The sequence below is a fragment of the Novosphingobium sp. BF6 genome, from assembly GCF_058273105.1.
Window position 1 is genome coordinate 1,861,475 of record NZ_CM177775.1, and the last position, 23,430, is coordinate 1,884,904.

Annotated in this window: 21 protein-coding genes; 14 read left to right on the forward strand and 7 right to left on the reverse strand. The window is 64.7% G+C overall.

Going from position 1 to position 23,430, the window contains the following annotated elements:
- Positions 1–119: 119 nt before the first annotated feature.
- The 5 genes from AC4D6D_RS09185 to AC4D6D_RS09205 all read left to right on the forward strand — a co-directional run bounded on the left by AC4D6D_RS09185 (position 120) and on the right by AC4D6D_RS09205 (position 4,436).
- Positions 120–446, forward strand: a complete 327-nt coding sequence (locus AC4D6D_RS09185) for a septum formation initiator (RefSeq protein ID WP_147220567.1) — start codon at positions 120–122, stop codon at positions 444–446.
- A gap of 196 nt (positions 447–642) precedes the next feature.
- A complete protein-coding gene (gene pdhA, locus AC4D6D_RS09190; RefSeq protein WP_147220568.1) occupies positions 643–1,728 on the forward strand; it encodes a pyruvate dehydrogenase (acetyl-transferring) E1 component subunit alpha in 1,086 nt (361 codons plus the stop codon).
- Positions 1,728–3,089 (forward strand): pyruvate dehydrogenase complex E1 component subunit beta, encoded by a 1,362-nt coding sequence (locus tag AC4D6D_RS09195; RefSeq protein WP_491325034.1) that lies wholly within the window; start codon positions 1,728–1,730, stop codon positions 3,087–3,089. The genes pdhA and AC4D6D_RS09195 overlap by 1 nt, the downstream gene beginning before the upstream one ends.
- Positions 3,090–3,206: 117 nt before the next feature.
- Positions 3,207–3,887 carry a hypothetical protein gene (locus AC4D6D_RS09200; protein ID WP_491325035.1) on the forward strand — a complete coding sequence of 227 codons (681 nt, stop codon included), beginning with the start codon at positions 3,207–3,209 and terminating at the stop codon, positions 3,885–3,887.
- A gap of 81 nt (positions 3,888–3,968) precedes the next feature.
- Positions 3,969–4,436, forward strand: coding sequence for an EF-hand domain-containing protein (locus AC4D6D_RS09205; RefSeq protein WP_147220571.1), 468 nt, complete (start codon positions 3,969–3,971; stop codon positions 4,434–4,436).
- Between the two features lie 10 nt (positions 4,437–4,446).
- On the opposite strand, the gene trmFO is transcribed toward AC4D6D_RS09205, so the two are convergent.
- The 3 genes from trmFO to gyrA are packed head-to-tail and all read right to left on the reverse strand — an operon-like array spanning position 4,447 to position 8,972.
- Entirely contained in the window at positions 4,447–5,796 is a 1,350-nt protein-coding gene (gene trmFO, locus AC4D6D_RS09210) for a methylenetetrahydrofolate--tRNA-(uracil(54)-C(5))-methyltransferase (FADH(2)-oxidizing) TrmFO (RefSeq protein WP_491325036.1), read from the reverse strand.
- 51 nt (positions 5,797–5,847) lie between these two features.
- The gene (locus AC4D6D_RS09215; RefSeq protein ID WP_491325037.1) at positions 5,848–6,195 is read right to left on the reverse strand and encodes a DUF952 domain-containing protein; all 348 of its coding nucleotides are present in this window, start codon (positions 6,193–6,195) and stop codon (positions 5,848–5,850) included.
- Entirely contained in the window at positions 6,192–8,972 is a 2,781-nt protein-coding gene (gene gyrA, locus AC4D6D_RS09220) for a DNA gyrase subunit A (protein ID WP_491325038.1), read from the reverse strand. The genes AC4D6D_RS09215 and gyrA overlap by 4 nt, the downstream gene beginning before the upstream one ends.
- 329 nt (positions 8,973–9,301) lie before the next feature.
- Here gyrA and AC4D6D_RS09225 point away from each other — a divergent pair, with 329 nt between their 5' ends.
- The gene (locus AC4D6D_RS09225; RefSeq protein ID WP_491325039.1) at positions 9,302–10,651 is read left to right on the forward strand and encodes a hypothetical protein; all 1,350 of its coding nucleotides are present in this window, start codon (positions 9,302–9,304) and stop codon (positions 10,649–10,651) included.
- Between the two features lie 77 nt (positions 10,652–10,728).
- On the opposite strand, the gene AC4D6D_RS09230 is transcribed toward AC4D6D_RS09225, so the two are convergent.
- Positions 10,729–11,397 carry a carbonic anhydrase gene (locus AC4D6D_RS09230; protein WP_491325040.1) on the reverse strand — a complete coding sequence of 223 codons (669 nt, stop codon included), beginning with the start codon at positions 11,395–11,397 and terminating at the stop codon, positions 10,729–10,731.
- 84 nt (positions 11,398–11,481) lie between these two features.
- On the opposite strand from AC4D6D_RS09230, the gene lipA reads away from it, so the two are divergent.
- Both lipA and AC4D6D_RS09240 read left to right on the forward strand, forming a co-directional pair.
- Entirely contained in the window at positions 11,482–12,426 is a 945-nt protein-coding gene (gene lipA / locus AC4D6D_RS09235; RefSeq protein ID WP_147220577.1) for a lipoyl synthase, read from the forward strand.
- Positions 12,427–12,429: 3 nt separating this feature from the next.
- The gene (locus tag AC4D6D_RS09240) at positions 12,430–12,870 is read left to right on the forward strand and encodes a type II toxin-antitoxin system RatA family toxin (protein WP_147220578.1); all 441 of its coding nucleotides are present in this window, start codon (positions 12,430–12,432) and stop codon (positions 12,868–12,870) included.
- A 45-nt stretch (positions 12,871–12,915) separates the two neighbouring features.
- On the opposite strand, the gene AC4D6D_RS09245 is transcribed toward AC4D6D_RS09240, so the two are convergent.
- The 3 genes from AC4D6D_RS09245 to AC4D6D_RS09255 are packed head-to-tail and all read right to left on the reverse strand — an operon-like array spanning position 12,916 to position 15,182.
- Positions 12,916–13,440, reverse strand: coding sequence for a CinA family protein (locus AC4D6D_RS09245; RefSeq protein WP_147220579.1), 525 nt, complete (start codon positions 13,438–13,440; stop codon positions 12,916–12,918).
- Between the two features lies 1 nt (position 13,441).
- On the reverse strand, positions 13,442–13,987 hold the full coding sequence (locus tag AC4D6D_RS09250) for a hypothetical protein (RefSeq protein WP_491325041.1): 546 nt from the start codon (positions 13,985–13,987) through the stop codon (positions 13,442–13,444).
- A gap of 10 nt (positions 13,988–13,997) precedes the next feature.
- A complete protein-coding gene (locus tag AC4D6D_RS09255) occupies positions 13,998–15,182 on the reverse strand; it encodes a bifunctional 2-C-methyl-D-erythritol 4-phosphate cytidylyltransferase/2-C-methyl-D-erythritol 2,4-cyclodiphosphate synthase (RefSeq protein ID WP_491325042.1) in 1,185 nt (394 codons plus the stop codon).
- Positions 15,183–15,282: 100 nt separating this feature from the next.
- Here AC4D6D_RS09255 and dusB point away from each other — a divergent pair, with 100 nt between their 5' ends.
- From dusB to hfq, 6 genes are all read left to right on the forward strand, one after another.
- Positions 15,283–16,320 (forward strand): tRNA dihydrouridine synthase DusB, encoded by a 1,038-nt coding sequence (dusB, locus tag AC4D6D_RS09260; protein ID WP_491325043.1) that lies wholly within the window; start codon positions 15,283–15,285, stop codon positions 16,318–16,320.
- Positions 16,317–17,444 (forward strand): two-component system sensor histidine kinase NtrB, encoded by a 1,128-nt coding sequence (locus AC4D6D_RS09265; RefSeq protein WP_491325044.1) that lies wholly within the window; start codon positions 16,317–16,319, stop codon positions 17,442–17,444. The genes dusB and AC4D6D_RS09265 overlap by 4 nt, the downstream gene beginning before the upstream one ends.
- The gene (locus AC4D6D_RS09270) at positions 17,441–18,850 is read left to right on the forward strand and encodes a sigma-54-dependent transcriptional regulator (RefSeq protein ID WP_491325045.1); all 1,410 of its coding nucleotides are present in this window, start codon (positions 17,441–17,443) and stop codon (positions 18,848–18,850) included. The genes AC4D6D_RS09265 and AC4D6D_RS09270 overlap by 4 nt, the downstream gene beginning before the upstream one ends.
- A gap of 111 nt (positions 18,851–18,961) precedes the next feature.
- Positions 18,962–21,136 carry a sensor histidine kinase gene (locus AC4D6D_RS09275; RefSeq protein WP_491327228.1) on the forward strand — a complete coding sequence of 725 codons (2,175 nt, stop codon included), beginning with the start codon at positions 18,962–18,964 and terminating at the stop codon, positions 21,134–21,136.
- Between the two features lie 58 nt (positions 21,137–21,194).
- Positions 21,195–22,592 carry a nitrogen assimilation response regulator NtrX gene (ntrX, locus tag AC4D6D_RS09280; RefSeq protein WP_491325046.1) on the forward strand — a complete coding sequence of 466 codons (1,398 nt, stop codon included), beginning with the start codon at positions 21,195–21,197 and terminating at the stop codon, positions 22,590–22,592.
- 214 nt (positions 22,593–22,806) lie between these two features.
- Positions 22,807–23,415, forward strand: a complete 609-nt coding sequence (hfq, locus tag AC4D6D_RS09285) for an RNA chaperone Hfq (protein ID WP_147220585.1) — start codon at positions 22,807–22,809, stop codon at positions 23,413–23,415.
- Positions 23,416–23,430 lie beyond the last annotated feature (15 nt).

The following is a 23,430-nucleotide window of genomic DNA, read 5'->3' on the forward strand; positions in this document are numbered from 1 at the left end:
CAACATCAATATGCGTCGGATTGCGATGACAGGTTCCGTTACGGCCTGTTCCCCAGCTGGACGAATCGGTTATCGATTCCACTTGCAACGCGGAATCACTTGTGATTCTATCGATTTTCATGAGGTCTAACTCTCCCGTCATGCGTCAGGACGCCAGCCTTGCCAAGGAACGCCTGGTCCAGGGCATCGCGCTTGCGCTGCTCCTGCTGATGGGTGCCTTCGTGATTGCCGGGCCGAGCGGGTTGATCGCCTGGACCGAGAACCAGCACATGCTGGAAGAGCGTCGCACCAAGCTGGCCCAACTTCGGGTTACCCGGGACCACCTGAAGAACCGCGTGGGCCTGCTCGACCAGAATCACGTCGACCCCGATCTGGCCGGTGAATTGCTGCGCAGCAATCTCAACGTCGTGCGGCCCGACGAAATGGTGATGATGCTCGATAAGTGAGCGTGGTTCAGGCCGCATTAGTAGCCCGCCGATTCACCCCGGACGACCTCCGATTTCGATGAATTGTGGCCATTGCGTTGCGGGTTGCCATAATTTTTGTGCCTCTTACGGCAAATTTCCTTCATCGCGCTTTCGATTTCCGCTGGGCGTCCTATAAGCAGCCCGAAATCAATCGCACCAACGATGGGGAGCCCCGTTGCCCAAAGCAAAGATTGACGCCGGGTCCGGCGCCGAGCCAGCCGTAACACCGGCACAGGACGAAGACTTCGCGCTGCACAGCCTCCAGGAGGCCCTCGCGGCCGATCGGCGCTACACGCCGAACAAGGAAGAGCTTCTCAACCTCTATGAGCAGATGGTTCTCATTCGCCGCTTCGAGGAACGCGCGGGCCAGCTTTACGGCCTGGGCCTGATCGGCGGTTTCTGCCACCTCTACATCGGTCAGGAAGCCGTTGCCGTGGGCCTTCAGTCCGCGCTCGATTCCAACCGCGACTCGGTCATCACCGGCTATCGCGACCACGGCCACATGCTTGCCTACGGTATCGATCCGAAGGTGATCATGGCCGAACTGACCGGCCGCGAAGCGGGTATCTCGCGCGGCAAGGGAGGCTCGATGCACATGTTCAGCGTGGAGCATAAGTTCTACGGCGGACACGGCATCGTCGGCGCGCAGGTCTCGCTCGGCGCCGGTCTCGCCTTCGCGCACAAGTACCGCGAAGACGGCGGCGTCGCGATGGCCTACTTCGGCGACGGCGCGGCCAACCAGGGCCAGGTCTACGAGAGCTTCAACATGGCGGCTCTCTGGAAGCTGCCGATCATCTTCGTGATCGAGAACAACGGCTACGCCATGGGCACCGCCGTGAAGCGGGGTTCGGCCGAGACGCACTTCTACCGCCGCGGCACCGCGTTCCGGATCCCCGGCATGCAGGTGGACGGCATGGACGTGCTCGAAGTCCGCAAGGCTGCCGAAGTGGCGCTGGAATATGTTCGCGCAGGCAACGGTCCGGTTCTCATGGAACTGAACACCTACCGCTATCGCGGCCACTCGATGTCCGACCCTGCGAAGTATCGCAGCCGCGAGGAAGTGCAGGATGTGCGCGAGAAGCGCGATCCGATCGAGCATGTGAAGCAGGACCTCGCCGCTCTCGGCGTCGACGAAGCCGCGCTGAAGGAAATCGACAAGCGCGTTCGCGCGCAAGTCGCCGAATCGGCCGACTTCGCGGAAAACTCGCCCGAGCCGGAACCCTCTGAACTCTATACTGACGTCCTGGTGGAGCGCTACTGATGGCGATCGAACTGAAGATGCCGGCGCTCTCTCCGACGATGGAAGAGGGCAAGCTCGCCCGCTGGCTTGTGAAGGAAGGTGACGAAGTCTCGTCCGGCGATATCCTGGCCGAAATCGAGACCGACAAGGCGACGATGGAATTCGAAGCCGTCGACGAAGGCACTGTCGGCAAGATCCTCGTGGCCGAAGGCACCGAGGGCGTGAAGGTCGGCACGGTCATCGCCGTGCTCGCCGGTGAAGGCGAGGACGCTTCGGCGGTCTCGGCTTCGGCGCCGAAGGCAGAGGCTGCTCCCGCCGCCGATGCCGCTCCGGCTGCCGCTCGCCCCGAAGCGCCTGCTCCGGTGGCCAAGAAGGACCCCGAAGTTCCCTACGGCACCAACATGAAGACCTCGACCGTCCGCGAAGCCCTGCGCGACGCCATGGCCGAGGAAATGCGCCGCGACGACCGCGTCTTCGTGATGGGCGAGGAAGTGGCCGAGTATCAGGGCGCCTACAAGGTGACCCAGGGCCTGCTGGAAGAGTTCGGTGCGCAGCGCGTGATCGACACGCCGATCACCGAATACGGCTTTGCCGGTATCGGCACCGGCGCCGCCATGGGCGGCCTGCGTCCGGTGATCGAGTTCATGACGTTCAACTTCGCCATGCAGGCGATCGACCACATCATCAACTCGGCCGCCAAGACCAACTACATGTCGGGCGGCCAGATGCGCTGCCCGATCGTGTTCCGCGGCCCGAACGGCGCTGCGGCCCGCGTCGGCGCGCAGCACTCGCAGAACTACGGTCCGTGGTACGCCAACGTACCCGGCCTGGTCGTGATCGCGCCCTATGACGCTTCGGACGCCAAGGGCCTGCTCAAGGCCGCGATCCGCAGCGACGATCCGGTGGTGTTCCTCGAAAACGAACTGGTCTACGGCCGCTCGTTCGAACTGCCCGAACTCGACGATCACGTCCTGCCGATCGGCAAGGCGCGCATCATCCGGGAAGGCAAGGACGTGACCATCGTGTCCTACTCGATCGGCGTCGGCCTCGCGCTCGAAGCCGCCGAGCAGCTCGCTGGTGAAGGCATCGATGCCGAAGTCATCGACCTGCGCACGCTGCGTCCGCTTGACAAGGAAACGGTGCTGGCCAGCCTCGCCAAGACCAACCGCATGGTCGTGGCTGAGGAAGGTTTCCCGGTCTGCTCGATCGCTTCCGAGATCATCGCGATCTGCATGGAAGACGGCTTCGACAACCTCGATGCTCCGGTCGTCCGCGTCTGCAACGAGGACGTGCCGCTGCCTTACGCGGCCAACCTCGAAAAGCTCGCGCTGATCGATACGCCGCGCATCGTCGAAGCGGTCCGCAAGGTCTGCTATCGTTAAGGTGCCGGCGCTGATCTGGCGTCAGCGCTGACAAATAAGACGGCGGCGGAGCGAAAGCTTCGCCGCCGTTTTGCGTTACGCACTTGCGCAAGGGACCGCGCGGGCTAGAGAGACCTCGTGTCCGAGCCAACCGCCCCCATAAGTCGTCCCGAAGACCTGTTGCTGCCCGCGCTGCCGCAGACCATGCAGCTTGCGCTGGCCTATGCGCCTTCGCGTGCGAAACTGCCGACGCTGGCCTTGCTGGCCTTGGACCAGCGCCTTGCCGGGCTGCTCCGCCACTCGCGCGAGCCGATGATGGCGCAGATCCGTCTGGCTTGGTGGCGTGAGACGCTGGGTCGCGAGGCTGCGGAATGGCCGGAAGGTGAGCCGCTCCTAGCGGCATTGCGAAGCTGGAACGGCGGCCATTGCGCTCTGGTCGCGCTGGTCGATGGCTGGGAAGCGCTGACTGGGGAAGCGCCGCTGGCGCCGGAATCTCTGGAAGGGATGGTCGATGGCCGTGCCGCTGCTTTCGCCGGCCTCGCCGAAGCGCTGGATCGCCGGAACGAGGCCGATGCGGCGCGTGCGCTCGGTCGCCGCTGGGCACTGGCGGACCTCGCCACGAAGCTCAATCATCCCGGTGAAAGCGTTGTCGTAAAGCGGCTCGCGCAGGCCGAGCGAGGACACGCGCCGCGTGTCTCGCGGACGCTGCGACCGCTGGCGGTTCTGGAAGGGCTTGCTCGCGACAATCTGGCCAGCGGCGGGCAGGGCTCGGCGCGGACGGTGCTCAAGGCCATGCGCATCGGCCTGCTCGGGCGCTGAGTTAGCCTCGATAACAGACATGTAATTTCCCTGTTGCGCCTGCCCGAGGGGATAAGCCGCGCGAATTCAGGGAGATTGGCGATGCAGCGCTTCATTCTCGGCGGGGTTACGGCATTTGTGATGCTGACCGTCGGGCTGTTCTGGTGGCAAGGACGGGCGGAAGTGGAAAAGGCAGCGCCTTTACCGCAGGCCGTCGCTGCCGCACCCGACCCACAGGAGATGCCGAGCGCGGATCTAGGCGATTTCGAAGGTCCGGAATTGCCCGAGGCAACCGAGCAGACGCGCGAACAGCGCCGTTTCGACCGCTACGATCGGAATCGCGACGGGCGGATCACGCGCAACGAGATGTTATCCACGCGCGTCGATGCCTTTCGCAAGCTCGACAAGGACGGCAACAATCTGCTGACTTTCGAGGAATGGGCAGTGGCGACCGTCACGAAGTTTGACAACGCCGATACGAACCACGACCAGTGGCTCTCGCCCGAGGAATTCCGCAAGACCGCACCGCCTCCTGCCAAGGCGAAGCCCCGGCCGAAGTGCAGTTGCTGATGTCAGAGTATCATGCCGCGGGCGTCAGGCTTTCGAGCCAGGGTACGATTTCCTGCTTGGCGCGCTCGGTGTAGGCTTCCTTGCGCTGCTTCTTCTTCACGTCGTGGAGCGGCGGGAAGAGGCCGAAGTTGACGTTCATCGGCTGATAGCTTTCCGCCTCGGCGTCGCCGGTGATGTGCGAGAGCAGGGCGCCCAGCGCGGTGGTGCGCGGCGGGGCCTGCCAGTCGTGGCCAGCAAGCTGGGTGGCCGTCATCAGGCCCGCCATCATGCCGACCGCCGCGCTTTCGACATAGCCCTCGCAGCCGGTGATCTGCCCGGCGAAGCGCACGTGGGGCGCGGTCTTGAGGCGCAGCTGGCGGTCCAGCAAGACCGGCGAATTGATGAAGGTATTGCGGTGGAGACCGCCGAGGCGCGCGAACTCGGCATTTTCGAGGCCGGGGATCGTGCGGAACAGGCGCACCTGCTCGGCATGTTTGAGCTTGGTCTGGAAGCCGACCATGTTCCAGATCGTGCCGAGCTTGTTGTCCTGCCGCAATTGCACGACCGCATAGGCCCAGCGGCCTTTGGGGTGTTCCTCGGTCGCCCAGTGCGGATTGTCGAGCCCGACCGGCTTCATCGGACCGAAGCGCAGGGTTTCGACGCCGCGCTCGGCCATGACTTCGATCGGCATGCAGCCGTCGAAATAGGGGGTGTTCTCTTCCCAGTCCTTGAAGGCGGTCTTCTCGCCGTCGAGGAGAGCCTGATGGAAAGCGAGGTACTGCTCCTTGTCCATCGGGCAGTTGATATAGTCCTTGGTCTCGCCCTTGTCCCAGCGCGAGGCCATCCAGCACACGTCCATGTCGATGCTCTCGCGGTAGACGATGGGGGCGATGGCGTCGAAGAAGGCGAGGCTGTCGGCGCCGGTGGCGCTACCGATGCTGCCCGCCAGCGATTCCGCTGTCAGCGGGCCGGTTGCGATGATGGTGGTGCCGGTCTCGGGCAGGGTGTCGATGCGCTCGCGGACGATCTCGACATTGGGGAGCGCGGAAAGGCGGGCCTCGACTTCGGCGGAGAATACGTCGCGGTCGACGGCGAGCGCCGAGCCTGCGGGGACTTGCGCCTTGGCGGCCGCCGACATGATCAGCGAATCGCAGCGGCGCATTTCCTCATGAAGCAGGCCGACGGCGTTCTTTTCATGGTCGTCGGAACGGAAGGAGTTGGAGCAGACCAGTTCGGCGAGCCCGTCGCCCTGGTGGGCAGGGCTACGCTCGCCGGTTCCGCGCATTTCCGAAAGGCGCACGCGGAAACCGCGCCGCCCGAGCTGCCAGGCCGCTTCGCTGCCGGCGAGGCCGCCGCCGATGATATGGACGTCTTGAGTCATGGCGCCAGCGCCTAGACCTTTGCGCGCCGTCAGGGAAGGGTGCGCGGGATTTCAGGCCCCGGGGAGGACCAGCTTTCCGCCTTCATCGCGTTCGATCGGGCCATGGGCGATCACGGCGGAGAGCGGCAGGTCGGCGTAGATATGCGGGAAAAGCGCGCCGCCGCGCGAGACTTCCCACTTCACGCTGTCGCCCAGCTCGGTGAGATCGACGGCGGCGATGCCGAGACCGGTCTGTCCGGCGAAGTGCTTGTCCAGCGTCTCCTGCGCCTGCGCGGCGGTCGACATGTGGATGTAGCCGTCGGTGAGGTCGATCGGCGCGCCGGTGAACACCCCGTCGGAGAGCAGCGTTTGTAGCTGCTCTCCGGTCAGGATCTTGTAGGCGACGGCATCGGTGGTCACGCTTCGGTGTCCGGCGCTTCGCCTTCCGGCGAGCCTGCCTCCGGGGCCTGATCGGTGGCGATGGCCTCGCCCTCGGCAATCGTTTCGATCACGTCTTCCTCGGCCGGTTCGTCGAGACGCACGGCGCTGACGACGTGTTCGTTGTTCGAGACGTTAAACAGGCGCACGCCTGCCGAACCGCGACCGATCACACGCAGCGATTCGAGCGGCAGACGGATCAGCTTGGCCTGGTCGGTCACGAGCATCAGCTGGTCGGCGCGGGTGGCCGGGAAGCTGGCGACGACCGGGCCGTTACGGCCGATATTGTCGATATTGGTGATGCCCTGGCCGCCACGGCCGGTGCGGCGGTACTCGTAGGCCGAGGACAGCTTGCCGTAACCGTTGGCGCAGACCGTGAGGATGAACTGCTCCTTCTCGACGAGATAGGCCAGACGCTCGGGATCGAGCGTGCTCTCGCCGTCGCGTTCGCCCTTCCACGGGGCGAAGCGGAGGTAGGCCTCACGCTCGTCCTGGTCCTGCACGCCGACGCGGTGGAGGATCGAGAGCGAGATCACCTCGTCGTCGTCCTTGAGCGTCATGGCCTTGACGCCGGTCGAGGTGCGGCTCGCGAATTCGCGGACGAGGTCGCCCGCGAAGCGGATGGCCTTGCCCTGGCGGCTTGCCAGCAGCACGTCGTCCGACTGGTCGAGCAGGGCAACGCCGATCAGGCGATCCGTGCTGTCCTCGTCGAACTTCATCGCGAACTTGCCGTTCGAGGGGATGTTCGCGAAGGCGTCCATGGCGTTGCGGCGGACGTTGCCCTTGGCCGTCGCGAAGACGACCGAGAGCTTGCTCCATTCCTTCTCGTCCTCCGGCAGCGGCAGGACGGTCTGGATCGTCTCGTCCTTGTCCAGCGAGGGCAGGAGGTTGACGATCGGGCGGCCGCGCGTGGTCGGGCCGCCTTCGGGCAGCTTGTAGACCTTGAGGCGATAGACCTTGCCCGCGGTGGAGAAGAACAGCACCGGATTGTGCGTCGAGGTGACGAACATCGTGGTGACGACGTCCTCGTCCTTCGTCGCCATGCCCGCACGGCCCTTGCCGCCGCGCGCCTGGGCGCGGAAGGTCGAGAGCGGGGTGCGCTTGATGTAACCGTCCATGGTGACGGTGACGACCATTTCCTCACGCTCGATGAGGTCTTCGTCTTCGATGCCGTCGGCGGCGCCGGTCAGCTGCGAGACGCGCGGGGTGGCGTAGAGTTCGCGCACCGCCACCAGTTCCTCGCGCATGACGCCGTAGAGCTTCACACGGTCGGCGAGGATCGAGAGGTATTCCTCGATCGCGGCGGCCAGTTCCTTGAGCTCATCGCCGATCTCGTCGCGGCCGAGCGCCGTCAGGCGGTGCAGGCGGAGATCGAGGATGGCCTTCACCTGGATCTCGGACAGGCGATAGGTGCCGCCGTCCTGCTCGGCGCTGGGCTCGATCGCCTCGACGAGGCGGATATAGGGCGCGATGTCGCCGATCGGCCATTCCTTGGCCATCAGGCGTTGGCGGGCCGTTGCCGGGTTCGGAGCGCTGCGGATCATGACCACGACTTCGTCGAGGTTCGAGACCGCGACCACGAGGCCCAGCAAGATGTGTGCCCGGTCGCGCGCCTTGTTCAGCTCGAACTTGGTGCGGCGGGTGATGACCTCTTCGCGGAACTGGATGAAGGCCTGGAGGAAGTCCCGCAGGTTCATCACTTCGGGGCGGCCGCCCTTGATCGCCAGCATGTTGGCGGCAAAGTTCGACTGCGCCGGGGTGTTGCGCCAGATCTGGTTGAGCACGACTTCGGGCGTGGCATCGCGCTTGAGATCGACGACGACGCGAACGCCTTCGCGGTTCGATTCGTCGCGGATGTCCGAGATGCCCTCGATCCGCTTTTCCTTGGCGGCTTCGGCGATCTTCTCGACGAGGTTCGACTTGCCGACCTGATAGGGAATCGAGGTGAGCACGATCGAGCGGCGATCGCCGCGGCCTTCCTCGATCTCGTGGCGGCAGCGCATGATGATCGAGCCGCGGCCCGTCATATAGGCATTGCGGGCGCCGCCCTGGCCGAGAATCAGCGGGCCGGTCGGGAAGTCGGGCCCCGGAATGATCTGGATCAGGTCCTCGATCGTCGTGGCCGGATTGTCGATCATGGCCAGGCAGCCGTCGATCACTTCGCCGAGGTTATGCGGCGGAATGTTCGTGGCCATGCCGACCGCGATGCCGCCCGCGCCGTTGACCAGCAGGTTCGGGAAGCGCGCGGGAAGCACGGTCGGCTCGCTTTCGGAGCCGTCGTAGTTGTCAGCGAAATCGACGGTGTTCTTGTCGATATCGGCGAGAAGCTCGTTCGCGACCTTGTCGAGACGGGCTTCCGTGTAACGCATGGCGGCCGGCGGATCGGGGTCCATCGAACCAAAGTTGCCCTGACCGTCGATCAGGGGCAGTCGCATGGACCACGGCTGCGTCAGGCGGGCCAGCGCGTCGTAGATCGCGCTGTCGCCATGGGGGTGATACTTACCCATGACGTCACCGACGATGCGGCTCGATTTGCGGTATGGACGACCGGCGACGTAGCCCGCTTCCTGGCAGGCATAGAGAATGCGGCGGTGGACCGGCTTGAGGCCGTCGCGCACGTCGGGCAGGGCGCGGCTCACGATCACGCTCATCGCGTAATCGAGATAGCTCGTCTTCATCTCATCGACGATGTCGATGCGGGTGTATTCGCCTTCGGGACCGATGTGTTCGGGGCCGTTGATGTCGGTGTCGTCGCTCACGCGCTGGATCGTTCGTTGCTGCGGGACAAAGGGTGATGGATCGCCCTAGGACATGCGCGGGGGGAAAGCCACCTGAACAGGAGGGGGCGGACGAGCCTCCGTGCTTTTTTCCACACTTATGGGCCGAAGAGAGTGCATCTGCCGATATGGCGGGCTCGGGAACCCTTCAGGCTGCGGCGAATTGCATTCAATCAGCGTTAAGTGGCGTGATCCTAATTGCGCCTCTAGGTTGCCAAGCGGCCAAATCGCCGCCACACCGGCAACACCAGTTTCAGGAGGTCCACGCTTTCGGGCGGTTCTTCCCATGTCTTGATGAGGAGTTGGCCGGAATGGCTCGCAAGTTCCTGATTTCCCGTATTGCCCTGGCCGTTGCCATGACTGGCGGAATGGCAGCAGCCGTAGTGCCGACAATGGCGGTCGCCAAGGAAAAGGCGCCCGCAAAGGCGACATTCTCGAAGGAATATGCGGCGGTGGCCGCGCCGGTCGACAAGGCTATCGCCGATTCCAAGGCGAATGCGGCTGTCCAGGCCGCTTCGCAGAAGGCCCAGGCTGCAAAGACCGATGCCGAGAAGGCGGCTGCCAAGGCGGAAGTCGATGCAGCCATGGGCGGCGTTCTGGCCCAGCTCCAGACCGCCGAGGCGCAGGCTACCCAGCCTTTCGACAAGTTGAAGCAGGGTGAGATGACCCGCAACGTCGGCGTGCTGATGAACGACACGGCGATGCAGCACAAGGGCCTCGTCATGATGCTCGACAGCGGCCAGACCAGCCCGGAATCGCTCGGTCAGGTCCAGTATCTCGCCGGCGTCACCGCTTACCAGAGCGGCCAGTACGACGTCGCAGCGCGTTACCTCCAGCAGTCTTTCGACGGCGGCTATCGCGATCAGCAGAACATGATCCAGCCGCTGCTGGCCGATTCCTACAAGCGCTCGAACAATCCGCAGGCAGCGCTTGCCATGGTCCAGAAGGAGCTTGAGGCCGCGAAGGCCAACGGCACCAAGCCGAGCGAGACCTCGATCCGCAGCGCTCTTCAGGCATCCTACGACGCCAAGCAGCTCGCACCCTCTGCCGAATATGCGGCGATGCTCGCGCAGTATTATCCGAGCCCGGATTCGTGGAACATCTCGACTTCCATCGTGCGCCAGCTGGCCTCGCTTCAGAACGCGGAAAACCTCGACCTGATGCGCCTGATGTTCGCGACCGGGGCGATGAAGACCAAGGGCGACTACTTCGAATATCTCCAGAACGTCGATCCCCGCGCGTTTCCGGGCGAGGCCGTCAAGGTCATCGACCAGGGTCTCTCCAAGGGCCTGCTGACTCAGGCCGAAGTCGGTCAGGATCGCACCAATAGCGCGGGACGCGTTGCCGCGGACAAGGCGTCGCTGCCGGCTACCGAGCGTGACGCGATGAAGCCCGCCGCGACTGCGGCTTCCGTCACCGGTTCGGCCGACGTGTTCCTCAGCTACGAGCTGTATCCGCAGGCGGAAGCACTCTACAAGGTCGCGCTCGGCAAGCCGGGTGTCGATGCCAACAAGGCAAACCTGCGCCTCGGCATGGCCCAGGCCATGCAGGGTAAGGCAGCCGATGCGCAGGCGACGCTGGCCAAGGTCACCGGCACCCGTGCGCCGGTCGCCAAGCTCTGGGCGGCGTACGCGGCGACCAAGGGTACGCCGGCTTCCTGAGGCGGTTTCCCGGCGAATGAAAGAAAGGGCGGCGGGATTATCCCGCCGCCCTTTTCGTTTGCCCTTGAGGTCCGGGTTCAGCTCACCGACGCGAATTCGCCGCTTGTCTCATTCATGAGATGAAGCTGGCCGTCGGAAATCGCGAAGAAGGCGCCGCGCAGCCTGAGTTCGCCGTTCTTGACCTTGCTGCGGACGCAAGGGAAGGTCATCAGGTTGTCCAGGCTGACGCGTACCGCCGCCTGTTCCATCTGGCGCTCCGCGGGGCGGCCGGTGGTGCCGAATTCCGCCGCGACCGGGCCGCGGGCTTCGTCCAGCATCGAAATCCAGTCGGCGATGAAGCCGCCTTGGCCGGGCTCGGTGCCGCGCAGCTCCTGGGTCAGCGCGGCCTTGCAGCCGCCGCACATGCCGTGGCCCATGACCACGATTTCCTTCACCTTGAGCACCTGCACCGCAAATTCGAGCGCGGCCGAGACGCCGTGGTGGCCGGGGGTGGTCTCGAAGGGCGGGACGAGCGCGGCGACGTTGCGGACCACGAAAATCTCGCCGGGATCGACATCGAAGATCTGCGCAGGATCGACGCGGCTGTCCGAGCAGGCGACGATCATCACTTCCGGCTGCTGGCCTTCACTGAGGCGCTGCCAGCGCTCGCGATGGGGACTCCAGCCACTGCTGCGAAAGCGGCGATATCCGTCGAGAAGGGTATCGAGGACGCGTTGTTCGGGTTGCGGGGCGCGGGATTCGGTCATGGTTTGCCTCCGTTGAAACGCACGCAACCCATAGAGCGGATATTCGCACTGGCAAGCGGGCAAGCTTGCGACTATCTGGACGCCATGAACGATCTTTCCTCCGTGCCGAGCCCAGAGCAGAAGCCCGAACGTCAGCGCAAGCCCGACTGGATCCGCGTGAAGGCGCCGACCAGCAAGGGTTACGGCGAAACGCGCCAGTTGATGCGGGATCTCAAGCTCAATACGGTCTGCGAGGAAGCGGCCTGCCCGAACATCGGCGAGTGCTGGACCAAGAAGCACGCCACGGTGATGATTCTCGGCGACACCTGCACCCGCGCCTGCGCCTTCTGCAACGTGAAGACCGGGATGCCCGGCCGTGTCGATCCTTCCGAGCCGGAACATGTCGCCGAACTGGCGCTCAAGACCGGCCTCGAACATATCGTCATCACCTCGGTCGACCGCGACGATCTGCCGGACGGTGGTGCGAACCAGTTCGTGAAGGTGATCCAGGCCCTGCGCGCCGCGACACCGAACACTACGATCGAGATTCTCACGCCCGACTTCCGCGGCAAGATGCGCCGCGCCGTCGAGGCGATCGTCGAGGCGGGACCGGACGTTTACAACCACAACCTGGAGACGGTTCCCCGGCTCTATCCGACCATCCGCCCCGGCGCGCGCTACTATGCCTCGCTGCGCCTGCTGGAAGAGGTCAAGGCGCATAATCCGCTGATCTTCACCAAGTCGGGCGTCATGCTCGGCCTTGGCGAAGAGCGCCTCGAAGTGCACCAGGTCATGGACGACATGCGCTGTGCGGACATAGACTTCCTGACCATGGGTCAGTACCTGCGCCCGACCCCCAAGCACGCCGAGGTCAAGGAATTCGTCACGCCCAAGGCTTTCGACGCCTATGGTGCCATCGCCCGTGCGAAGGGTTTCCTTCAGGTCGCATCGTCGCCGCTCACGCGCTCAAGCTATCATGCGGGCAAGGACTTCGCCGAAATGCGCGCCGCGCGTGAGGCGAAGCTGGCCAAGGCTGCGCCGAAAGCCTGACGCATGCCCGGAATTCACGAGACCCAGCGGCTGCCTTACAGCGCCGAGCAGATGTTCGACCTTGTCGCGGATGTGGGCCGCTATCAGGAATTTCTTCCATGGGTGGTCGCCACCCGCGTGAAGTCGGACACCGGGACCGAAATGGTTGCGGACATGCTGGTCGGCTTCAAGGCCCTGCGCGAGAAGTTTACGTCCCGCGTCGAGAAGGTTCGTCCGCGCGAGATCAAGGTTCACTACGTAGATGGTCCGATGAAGGATCTGCACAACCATTGGACCTTCCATCCGGTGGACGCGCATAGCTGCGATATCGAATTCGACGTGCGCTTCAGCTTCCGCAATGCCCTGTTCGAGAAGCTGGCCGGGCAATATTTCGACAAGGCCTTCCGCAAGATGGTTGCAGCCTTCGAGACCCGCGCGCACGAGCTTTACGGCGAGCCGGTCTGATCGAGGATCGTCGTCCCGGATCAGGTCCGGGACGACCGCTTTCGCTTAGTTCGCGTAAGCCGGCAATTCCGTTCCCGGCAGCAGCAGCTCCAGCGCGACGACCGCCGCATGATGGCGGATTTCCGCTCGGTTGGCGCCTTCGATCAGCTTCTGTTCGGCATGGACTTCCTCCTCGCCGCGATGGGCGCGGGCGAAGACCACGGTGCCGACCGGCTTGAGATCGCTACCGCCGTCCGGACCGGCGATCCCGCTGATCGCCACGGCCACATCGGCATGGCTATGCGCGATCGCGCCTTGCGCCATGGCCCAGGCGGTCGCGGGTGAGACCGCGCCCAGCGTGTCGATGATGTCCGATGGAACGCCCAGCAGTTCCTTTTTCGATTCGTTCGAATAGGTCACGAAACCGCGATCGAGCACGGCGGAAGAGCCCGCCACTTCGGTCAGAGCGGCGCAGACGAGGCCGCCGGTGCAGCTCTCGGCCAGCGCGACCTTGCGGCCGATCGCCTTGTTCTCGGCAATCACGCGCGCGGCGAGGTCGTAAAGGTCCTGCGGGAAGAGGATGTCGGCCATGTCAGTCCTTGCAGAGCGAGAAGCCGCCGAGCTTCGTCTTTCCGGGCGCCACATCGTCGGCTTTGGAGGTGGCTTCGATCAGTAGTGCGATCAGGCTGGCGGTGTTCTCGGGCGGCAGCGGGGAAAGCAGGTCGAGCGCAAGGTCGACCTTGTCGCAGGATTTCAACGGAAGTTCCTGGGAAACAAGGCCCTCCACGGTGATATCGACGAGTGGTTGCAGCGATTCGTCGGGCAGATTGCGTGCAAACTGGCCGACCTGGGCGTCCTTGCTCTGACCCAGCTTGAGGAAGGCGGCCTTGGCCTCGGGCCAGTAGCGGGCTTTCTGCGCGGAATAGCGCGTGACCAGTTCGGCGCCGTGGCTGCGCAGGAAGGAATCGCTCGGCAGGACCTGGGCGCAGCGCTTGCTGGTGCCGGAAATGACCTGAGGCAGGGCATAGCCGAACAGCGAGCGGGCTTCGGCCTTGGTCAGGCACGACTGCTGGGCGCTGGCCACGCCGGGCACGATCGCCAGCGCGGAGGCCAGGGCCAGGGTAATAGTCTTGCGCATCGTCATCTCCTTAAAATCGTATCAGGCTGACGGCGGCCTGGCAGGCGATTCCTTCCGACCTGCCGGTGAAACCCAGCTTCTCGGTGGTGGTTGCTTTCACGCTGATGAGCGACGGGTCCACCGCGAGAATTTCCGCCAGACGCGCGCGCATGGCCTCACGGTGGGGGCCGATCTTGGGCGCCTCGCAGATGATTGTCACGTCGGCATTGCCCAGCGCGTAACCGGCTTCGGCCACCAGTTTTCCGGCATGGGCGAGAAAGCGGTCGGAGGCGGCGCCCTTCCATTGCGGATCGCTGGGAGGGAAATGCTGGCCGATATCGCCCCGGCCGACCGCGCCGAGCAAGGCATCGACGAGGGCGTGGATGGCGACGTCGGCATCGCTGTGGCCGGACAGGCCGTGGGTATGCGCGAGATGCACGCCGCAAAGCCAGAGTTCCTCGCCCTCTTCAAGCCGGTGGACATCGTAGCCGGTGCCGACCCGGATCGGCGGGGCGCCGACTGCGAAATCGGAGGCGTAAGTCAGCTTGTGCAAGGCTTCGTCTCCTTCGACGAGGGCAATCCGCAGGCCCGAGGCCTGCGCCACCTGGGCGTCGTCTCCGGCGGTGGTCGGGCCGTCCCAGGCGCGGTGGGCAGCGAGGATTTCGGGGAAGCGGAAGGCCTGCGGGGTCTGGACCCGGCGCAAGTCCTCACGGCGGGCGGGGGCGCCCATCATTTCGGCGTCATCCTCGCGCTCGGCATGGGCAAGGCTGTCCGCGACCGGCAGGACGGGGATCGCGCCGGGCTGTGCTGACAGCGCACCGAGCAAGCGGTCGATCACGGCCGAGGGGAGAACGGGGCGCGCGGCATCGTGGATCAGCACAAGATCGGGTTTGCTGCCGACCAGCACTTCCAGCCCGAGACGAACCGATTCCTGCCGTGTCGCGCCGCCGATGGTGAAGCGGACACCGGCGATGCCGGAAAGGGCCGCGTTGGCCAGATCCTCTGCGCCTTGCGGAATTACCACGAGGATCGGCGCGATTCCGGCGCGGGCGAGGGCTTCCACCGAATGGCGGATCACCGGCTTGCCGCGCCAGAGGGCGAACTGCTTGGGAAGGGGCTGTCCGGCGCGCAATCCCTTGCCCGCGGCCACCACGATGGCTGCTGTGGAGGGATGCGTGAGGGGACGCCGGGGCGTTTCTGACAGGTCTTGCGACATTGTCGTTGCCGGTAATCGCTTGCCGAGGCGAGGGCAATCCACTATGCGCTGCCTGTTTTTTAGGCACATCCTGTTTTCCAGGCATTTAACGGCACGCGCAATGAACACACTGCCCACTCCTCCGGCTTTGAAGCCGATCCAGGTCGGCCCGGTCACGATCGACTGCCCGGTCGTGCTCGCGCCGATGACCGGCGTATCGGACTTGCCGTTCCGCCGCATGGTGCGCGGATTTGGCTCGGGCCTCAACGTCACCGAGATGATCGCCAGCCCGGCGGCCATCCGCGAGACGCGCGTGTCGCTGCAGAAGGCCATGTGGGACCAGATCGAGGACCCGGTCTCGATGCAGCTCGTGGGCTGCGAGCCGGAGCAGATGGCCGAAGCCGCGAGGCTGGTGGAGGATCGCGGCGCGGCGATCATCGACATCAACATGGGTTGCCCGGTCCGCAAGGTCGTCAATGGCGACGCCGGTTCCGCGCTGATGCGAGATGTGCCGCTCGCCACCCGCCTGATCGAGGCGACGGTGAAGGCCGTGAAAGTGCCCGTCACCGTGAAGATGCGCATGGGCTGGTGCCATGACAGCCTCAACGCCCCCGAACTCGCACGCATTGCCCAGGACCTGGGCGCGCAGATGATCACCGTCCACGGCCGCACCCGCAACCAGATGTACAAGGGCTCGGCCGACTGGGCCTTCGTGCGCGGCGTGAAGGAAGCGGTCTCGATCCCGGTGATCGTCAACGGCGATATCCTCGATATCGAGGATGCCGCCACCGCGCTGGAACAGTCGGGCGCCGACGGCCTGATGATCGGGCGCGGCTCCTATGGCAGACCCTGGGCGCTCGCCAAGGTGATGCAGTGGTGGCGCGGCAACGGGCTGATGGAAGAGCCCGGTTTCGGCCAGCAGTACGAGATCATCCGCGAGCACTACGAGGACATGCTCTCGCACTACGGCCGCGATACCGGCGTGAAGATGGCGCGCAAGCACTTGGGCTGGTACATCAAGGGCATCAAGGGTTCGGCCGAATTCCGCAACCGCATCAACTTCGTCAGCGATCCCGACGAAGTGCTGCGCCTGCTCGCGGAGTTCTATGCACCCTATCGCGACCAAGGCGACGCATCGGCAGACCGTCAGGCTGCATGAGCCTCGCGCCGCACACGGCCTTGCCTGCAGCATCCCGGCTTCTCGCAAGCCTGCCGCAGGCCGTCGTGCTGCTTGAGCCGGGGCTGCGGATCGCCTCGTTGAACCCGGCGGCCGAGCAATTCTTCGGCCAGTCGCTGCGGCTGCTGGTGGGAACGTCACTTCAGGAGATCCTGACGTTTTCCGACCAGTTGCTGTTGGAGCGGCTCGACGATTACGAGACGCCGGTTTCCGCGCGCGAAGTTGTCGTCGCGCTCAAGGGCAAGGGCGCACGCCGGATCGACATCAACGTCGCGCCGGTGGCCGATACGCCGGGCTGGCAGGTCCTGACGATCCACGACAACACCGCCACCGAGGCATTGGGCGACGATTCCGGCGGTCCCGACAATGCCGTGCTGCGCGGGCCGGAAATCATGGCCCACGAGATCAAGAACCCGTTGGCGGGCATTCGCGGCGCTGCCCAGCTTCTCGCCCGCAAGGTCGAGGACAAGGACAGGGCGCTCACCGATCTTATCACACTTGAAGTCGACCGGATCGCGGGACTGATCGACCAGATGCAGACACTCAGCCGCCGCACCGCGCCGCCGGTCGAACCCTGCAACCTCCACGAGGCCGCGCGCCGGGCGCTCGACGTGATGTCTGCCGCCAATGGCGCGGCGCCCGAGCGGGTGAGGCTGGTCGAGGAATTCGACCCCTCGCTTCCCGCAGTGCTTGGCAGTCCCGATGCTCTGGTGCAGGTCATCATCAACTTGCTCGCCAATGCCTCGGAAGCCTGTGCTCGCGAGGAACAGCCGCGGGTGACGATCCGCACTCGCTTCGCCAGCGGCCTCCAGCTTCACACGACCGATTCGGGCGAGCCCGTGCGCCTGCCGGTGGAACTGCGCGTCACCGACAACGGCCCCGGCGTCGATCCGGCGATGCGCGATCACATCTTCGAGCCGTTCGTCACCACCAAGAAGTCCGGGCAGGGCCTCGGCCTGCCGCTCGTGCGCAAGCTGGTGCGGGACATGAACGGACGTATCACCCACGAACGCGACGAGGAGGGCGGCTTTACCCACTTCCGCGTCCACCTGCCGCTGGCGCGCGAGACGCGCAGCCGCCCCATCAGAAGGAGACCGGCAGCGTGAGTGTGCTGCTCGTCGAGGACGACCTCTCGATCGCCATCGTCATCACCGCCGCTCTGGAGGCCGAAGGTTTCGGCGTCATCCACTGCCAGTCGATTGCCGAGCGCGACCGGTTGCTCGAAGACGGGCCCTATCAAGCGCTCGTCACCGACGTGATGCTGCCCGACGGCGACGGGATCGAGACGATCGACCGGGTGCGGAACCTGCATCCGACCTTGCCGATCGTGATCCTCTCGGCGCAGAACACGCTCGATACGGCTGTCCGCGCTACCGATACCGGTGCCTTCGAATATTTTCCCAAGCCCTTCGACATCGACGAACTCGCCCGCACCGTCCGTCAGGCGGCGGGAGCCGGGCAGGGCGCTGCCGTCGAGGGCGAGGAACCGCTTGGCGACGGACTGCCGCTGGTTGGGCGCAGCACCGCGATGCAGACCGTGTTCCGCATGATCACGCGCGTCCTGCGCAACGACCTGACCGTGCTGATCCTCGGCGAATCGGGGACCGGCAAGGAGCTGGTGGCCGAGGCGGTGCACAATCTTGGCCATCGCCGTTCCGGGCCGTTCATTGCGGTTAACGCCGCCGCGATTCCTGCCGAACTGATCGAAAGCGAGCTGTTCGGCCACGAGAAGGGCGCCTTCACCGGCGCGGTTGCCCGCCATGTCGGCAAGTTCGAGCAGGCGGCGGGCGGCACCCTGTTCCTCGACGAGATCGGCGACATGCCGATGCAGGCCCAGACCCGGCTGCTGCGCGCGCTCCAGTCCGGCACCGTGCGCCGCGTCGGCGGGCGCGACGAGATCCGGCTCGACGTGCGCATCGTCGCGGCCACCAACAAGGACCTCGAACCCGAGATCGCCGCCGGGCGGTTCCGCGAGGATCTCTATTACCGCCTCAACGTGGTGCCGATCCACATGCCGCCGCTGCGTGACCGTCGCGACGATATCGAGGTGCTGGCCCGCCACTTCCTCCAGCATGCCGCGAACGAAGGCCTGCCGCGTCGCCAACTGACGCCGGAAGCGGCGGAACTGCTTAGCCGCCAGCCCTGGCGCGGCAATGTGCGCGAACTCAAGAATTTCATCTATCGCCTGGCCTTGCTGGCGCGCGAGGATGCGATCGATCCCGAGAGCATCCAGTCGCTGCTGGTCGCGGAAGCCCCTGTGGCGAGCGACGACGAGAGCGGGGATATCGCGCAGGCCATCGTGCGCTGGCTTGCCTTGGAGCGCCCTGCCAACGGCACGATCTATCAGGCCGCCGCTGCTGCATTCGAGCGACCGCTTTTTGCCGAGGTGCTTCGGGAGACTGGCGGCAATCAGCTCCGCGCGGCGCAGGCACTCGGGATAAATCGCAACACCTTGCGCAAGCGTCTTAGCGAACTGGCGCTCGACCCCGAGGAATTCGCCCGTCGCATATGATACGTCCTTGATGGATTTGCCCTTGCAAAGCAGCAACACTGGCGTTGTAACGGTGCAACGATGAGCGAGACACTGGTTCACAAACGCGCATGGCCGCGCTGGTGGCGGCGGATGCAGGTAGCTGCCCGCCGCGCGAACTTCTTCGCAATCATCACCGTGGTCTCGATCGTCCTGTTCCTGGCGATGACGGCGATCACCTGGATCGCCCTTAATTCACGGGACAAGGGCCAACTGCTGCCCTCGAACCTGACTGCGACGCTGCTGGTGGGCACGCTGGTCCCGGCCATGGCGATCCTCGTCCTGCTGGGCCGCCATCTCGCACTGCGGCGCGCGGCGGAGAGCATCGGCGGCACCGGGCAGATGCACGTCCGTCTGGTGTTCATCTTCTCGCTGATCGCCGCGGTGCCGACCTTGCTGGTCGTCATTTTCGCGTCCTGGCAGTTCCAGTCCGGCGTCGAATTCTGGTTCTCCGATTCGTCGCGCGGGCTTCTGGAAAACGCCAACAAGCTAGCGCGCGGATACTACGAGCAGACCCAGCGCGAAGTGGGATACGAGACGGCGGCCATGGCCAATGATACAGGCGACATGCTTGCCGAATCTCCGGTGGCCAGCAAGCGTTTCCAGCAGTTTTTCGGGGGCCAGGTCTACAGGCGCAATCTTTCCGTCGCAGCCATCATCCAGGTGGCTCAGGACGGCAGCCAGCGCATCCCGATCATCGTCGACCCGGAAGGCAAAACGGAAGACAAGCGCATAACGCCTGAAGCGCTGGAGCGCTTGACTAACGGAGAAAAGCTGGCCGTCAGTTCCACCAACGACCGCATCGTGGCGATTGCGCCGATCGACCAGGCAGCAGGCGTCTATCTCTACGCCGCGCGCAGTTCCGAACTTCTCGCGCTCAGCCAGGGCCAGCGCGCCGAGAACGCCGAAAACATCGTGCGGGCCTATGAAGTTCTGACCAATCGCGCGCGCGTGCTGCAATTGCGCTTCAACGTCGCGCTCTTCGTGGTCTCGCTGGCGCTCGTCGGCCTTGCGGTGTGGTTCGCGCTGCGCTTCGCCGACCGACAGGTCAAGCCGCTCTACGAACTGGTCGATGCCGCTCGCCGGGTCGGCAGCGGCAACTTCGCGCTGCGGATCGAGGGGCGCACCGGTGCCGACGAGATCGGCCTGCTCAACCGCGCCTTCAACCGCATGACCGCGCAGATCGAGAAGCAGACCCAAGCCCTGCTCGGTGCCAACCGGCAGCTTCACGAACGCCGCGTCTTTATCGAGGCGGTGCTGGAATCGGTGACTTCGGGTATCGTCTCGCTCGATCCCGCAGGCCGCATCCTGCTGATGAACAGCACCGCACAGAAGCTGCTGACCGACCGGGCCGAACTGCCCGAGGACATGCCGCTTGCCGATCTCGCACCGCAGCTGGCGGCGCTGATCGAGCAGGGCAGTTCGGGCGGCCTCGTCCAGTACAACCGCAATGGCGACCTGCTGACATTCGCCGTGAAGGTCACGCGCGACGTCACCGGCTTCGTCATCACTTTCGAGGATATCACCCGGCAACTGCTCGATCAGCGCACCGCCGCCTGGTCCGACGTAGCCCGCCGTATCGCGCACGAGATCAAGAACCCGCTCACGCCGATCCAGCTAGCCACCGAGCGCCTCAGCCGCCGTTATCGCAAGCAGATCGTCGACAATCCGGAACTGTTCGAGGACCTGACCCGCACGATCATTCGCCAGGTCGGAGAACTGCGCAAGATGGTGGACGAGTTCTCCTCCTTCGCACGCCTGCCCAAGCCGGTGTTCCGCCCGGAAGACCCCGTGGCGCTGACCCGGCAGGCGCTGTTCCTTCAGGAAGTGGCACGGCCGGATATCGGCTTCCGCTTCGAGAGCGACCCGGTGATCGGCGCGATCGATTGCGACCGCCACCAGTTCGGCCAGGCCATGACCAATGTGCTCAAGAACGCGGTCGAGGCAATCGAGGCCAAGGCCAAGGATGCCGAGCCGGACTATCGCGGGGCAATCGGCGTATCGGTGGAAGCGCTGGAAAGCGCCATCGTGGTGCGTATTGCCGACAACGGTATCGGCCTTTCGCAGGACCGCGAGCGCATCATCGAGCCTTACGTGACCACGCGCGAGAAAGGCACCGGCCTCGGCCTCGCCATCGTCAACAAGATCATCGAGGAACATGGCGGCGAAATGCTGTTTCTGCCCACGCCGGGCGGCGGCACCACCGTCACCATGCGCTTCGCCGCCGATCCCGTAGCCCATGCCCGCAAGCAGGAGGCCGCCGAATGACGTCGGCCCGTCGCAACCTGCTTTCCCCCTCCATCTCCCTCACCAAGAAGACAATCCCATGGCTCTCGAAATCCTGATCGTCGACGACGAGCGCGACATCCGTGAACTGGTCGCAGGCGTCCTGAGCGACGAAGGCTACGAATGCCGCACCGCCGGAGACAGCGAGGCGGCCCTCGCTGCGATCGACGCACGCCGCCCCTCGCTGGTGCTGCTGGATGTCTGGCTCCACGGCAGCCCGATGGACGGCCTGGAAGTGCTCGACGCGATCAAGGCCCGCGAGCCGGAGCTGCCGGTCATCATCTTCTCCGGCCACGGCAATATCGACACGGCTGTCGCGGCGATCAGCCGTGGCGCGGTGGATTTCATCGAGAAGCCGTTCGAGGCCGAAAAGCTGCTGCATCTCGTCGGCCGCGCGACCGAAACCGAGCGCCTGCGCCGCGAGAACGCGCAGCTTCGCCATGATTTCTCGACTGGCGAGGAATTCACCGGATCGAGCGGCGCCATCAACCAGGTGCGCGCGACACTGAAGCGCGTGGCCAATACCGGCAGTCGCCTGCTCATCACCGGCCCGGCGGGCTCGGGCAAGGAAGTCGCGGCCAGGCTGCTACACGCCTGGAGCCCGCGCGCCGGGAATGCCTTCGTCAGCGTCAATTCGGCGCGCATCACGCCCGAGCGCTTCGAGCAGGAACTGTTCGGCGAGGAAGCCGACGGCGCCCTGATCCGCCCCGGCCTGCTGGAAACGGCGGACAGCGGAACGCTCTACTTCGACGAAGTGGCGGACATGCCGCTTTCGACGCAGGCCCGTATCCTGCGGGTTCTTACCGACCAGGCCTTCGTGCGCGTGGGAGGGACCCGGCAGATCCGCGTGGACGTGCGCGTGGTTTCCTCAACCTCGCGCGACCTCGAAAAGGAAATTGCCGAACGCCGCTTCCGCGAGGATCTGTTCTATCGCCTCAACGTGGTGCCGGTGACGATCCCTGCGCTGCGCGAGCGGCGGGACGACATTCCCGCGCTGATTGACCATTTCTTCGCGCGTTATGCCAACGAGCAGGGCGTCGCGCCGCCGCAGGTCAGCACCGAGGCGATGACTGCGCTCCAGGCCTACGAATGGCCGGGCAATGTTCGCCAGCTTCGTAACGTCGTGGAGCGCACGGTCATCATGGCCCCGCGCGAGAAGCTCGCCCGGATCGAGGCCGACATGCTGCCGCCGGAAATCTTTAACAGTCGCGGCAACGGCGATGCCGGAGTCTCGGTAATGATGAGCGCGCCCTTGCGCGAAGCCCGCGAGAGCTTCGAGCGCGAGTACCTGCGGGTTCAGATCCGGCGGTTCTCCGGCAATATCTCGAAGACGGCGTCTTTCATCGGGATGGAGCGCTCGGCGCTGCACCGCAAGCTCAAGCTGCTAGGCATGGCCGACCGGCGCGAGGGGGAAATGGACGGCGAGGATCAAGTCTGAAAAGGACTGAAAATCCATATTTTTCAGATGAATGGTAATCGCTCGAGAATCCTCCTGGCGACGCTTTTCAGAGAACCTGTCACAAGAAAGCTACATTTTTAACGTTTACTGCATTGCAGCAACTGGGTAGATTCCGATTCGAGAACGGTCTCGGGAAGTTCCGATGGCCAGATCGCGGACCGCAAAGCGGCCGCCAAAAAGAAGGAGAAATGATATGGCCGGCCGTACGCTGACCGCTCGTCCGCGAACCACGACCCCCGAGGTCGAAACCGAAGCCGCACCGTCCACGCCTGCCGTGGCACCGCCGCCGATTTCCGCCGGTACTTCTTCTCCCAGCGTGTCCGCAGGGAAGGGGCAGAATCTCCAGGACCAGTTCCTGAACCTCCTGCGCAAGAACAAGACCCCCGTGACCATGTTCCTGGTCAAGGGCGTGAAGTTGCAGGGTATCGTTACCTGGTTCGATAATTTCTCGATCCTGCTGCGCCGCGACGGCCAGTCGCAGCTCGTCTACAAGCACGCGATCTCGACGATCATGCCCTCGACCCCGGTCGATGCGCGCCAGTTTTCGAGCGGTGCCGACAACGGCAAGAAGACGCGCGTCCTTCAGGACGTGTTCCTTTCCAGCATCCGCAATGCCGGCGTTCAGGTCACGATGTTCCTGATCAACGGCGTCATGCTGCAGGGCCGCGTTGCCGCCTATGACCTGTTCTGCATGCTGCTGGAACGCGAAGGCTACGTCCAGCTCGCGTACAAGCATGCCGTTTCGACAATTCAGCCCGTGACTCCGGTCGATCTTCAGGCGCATGAAGAAGCCGAAGATTGAAACACCGGAAGCTGA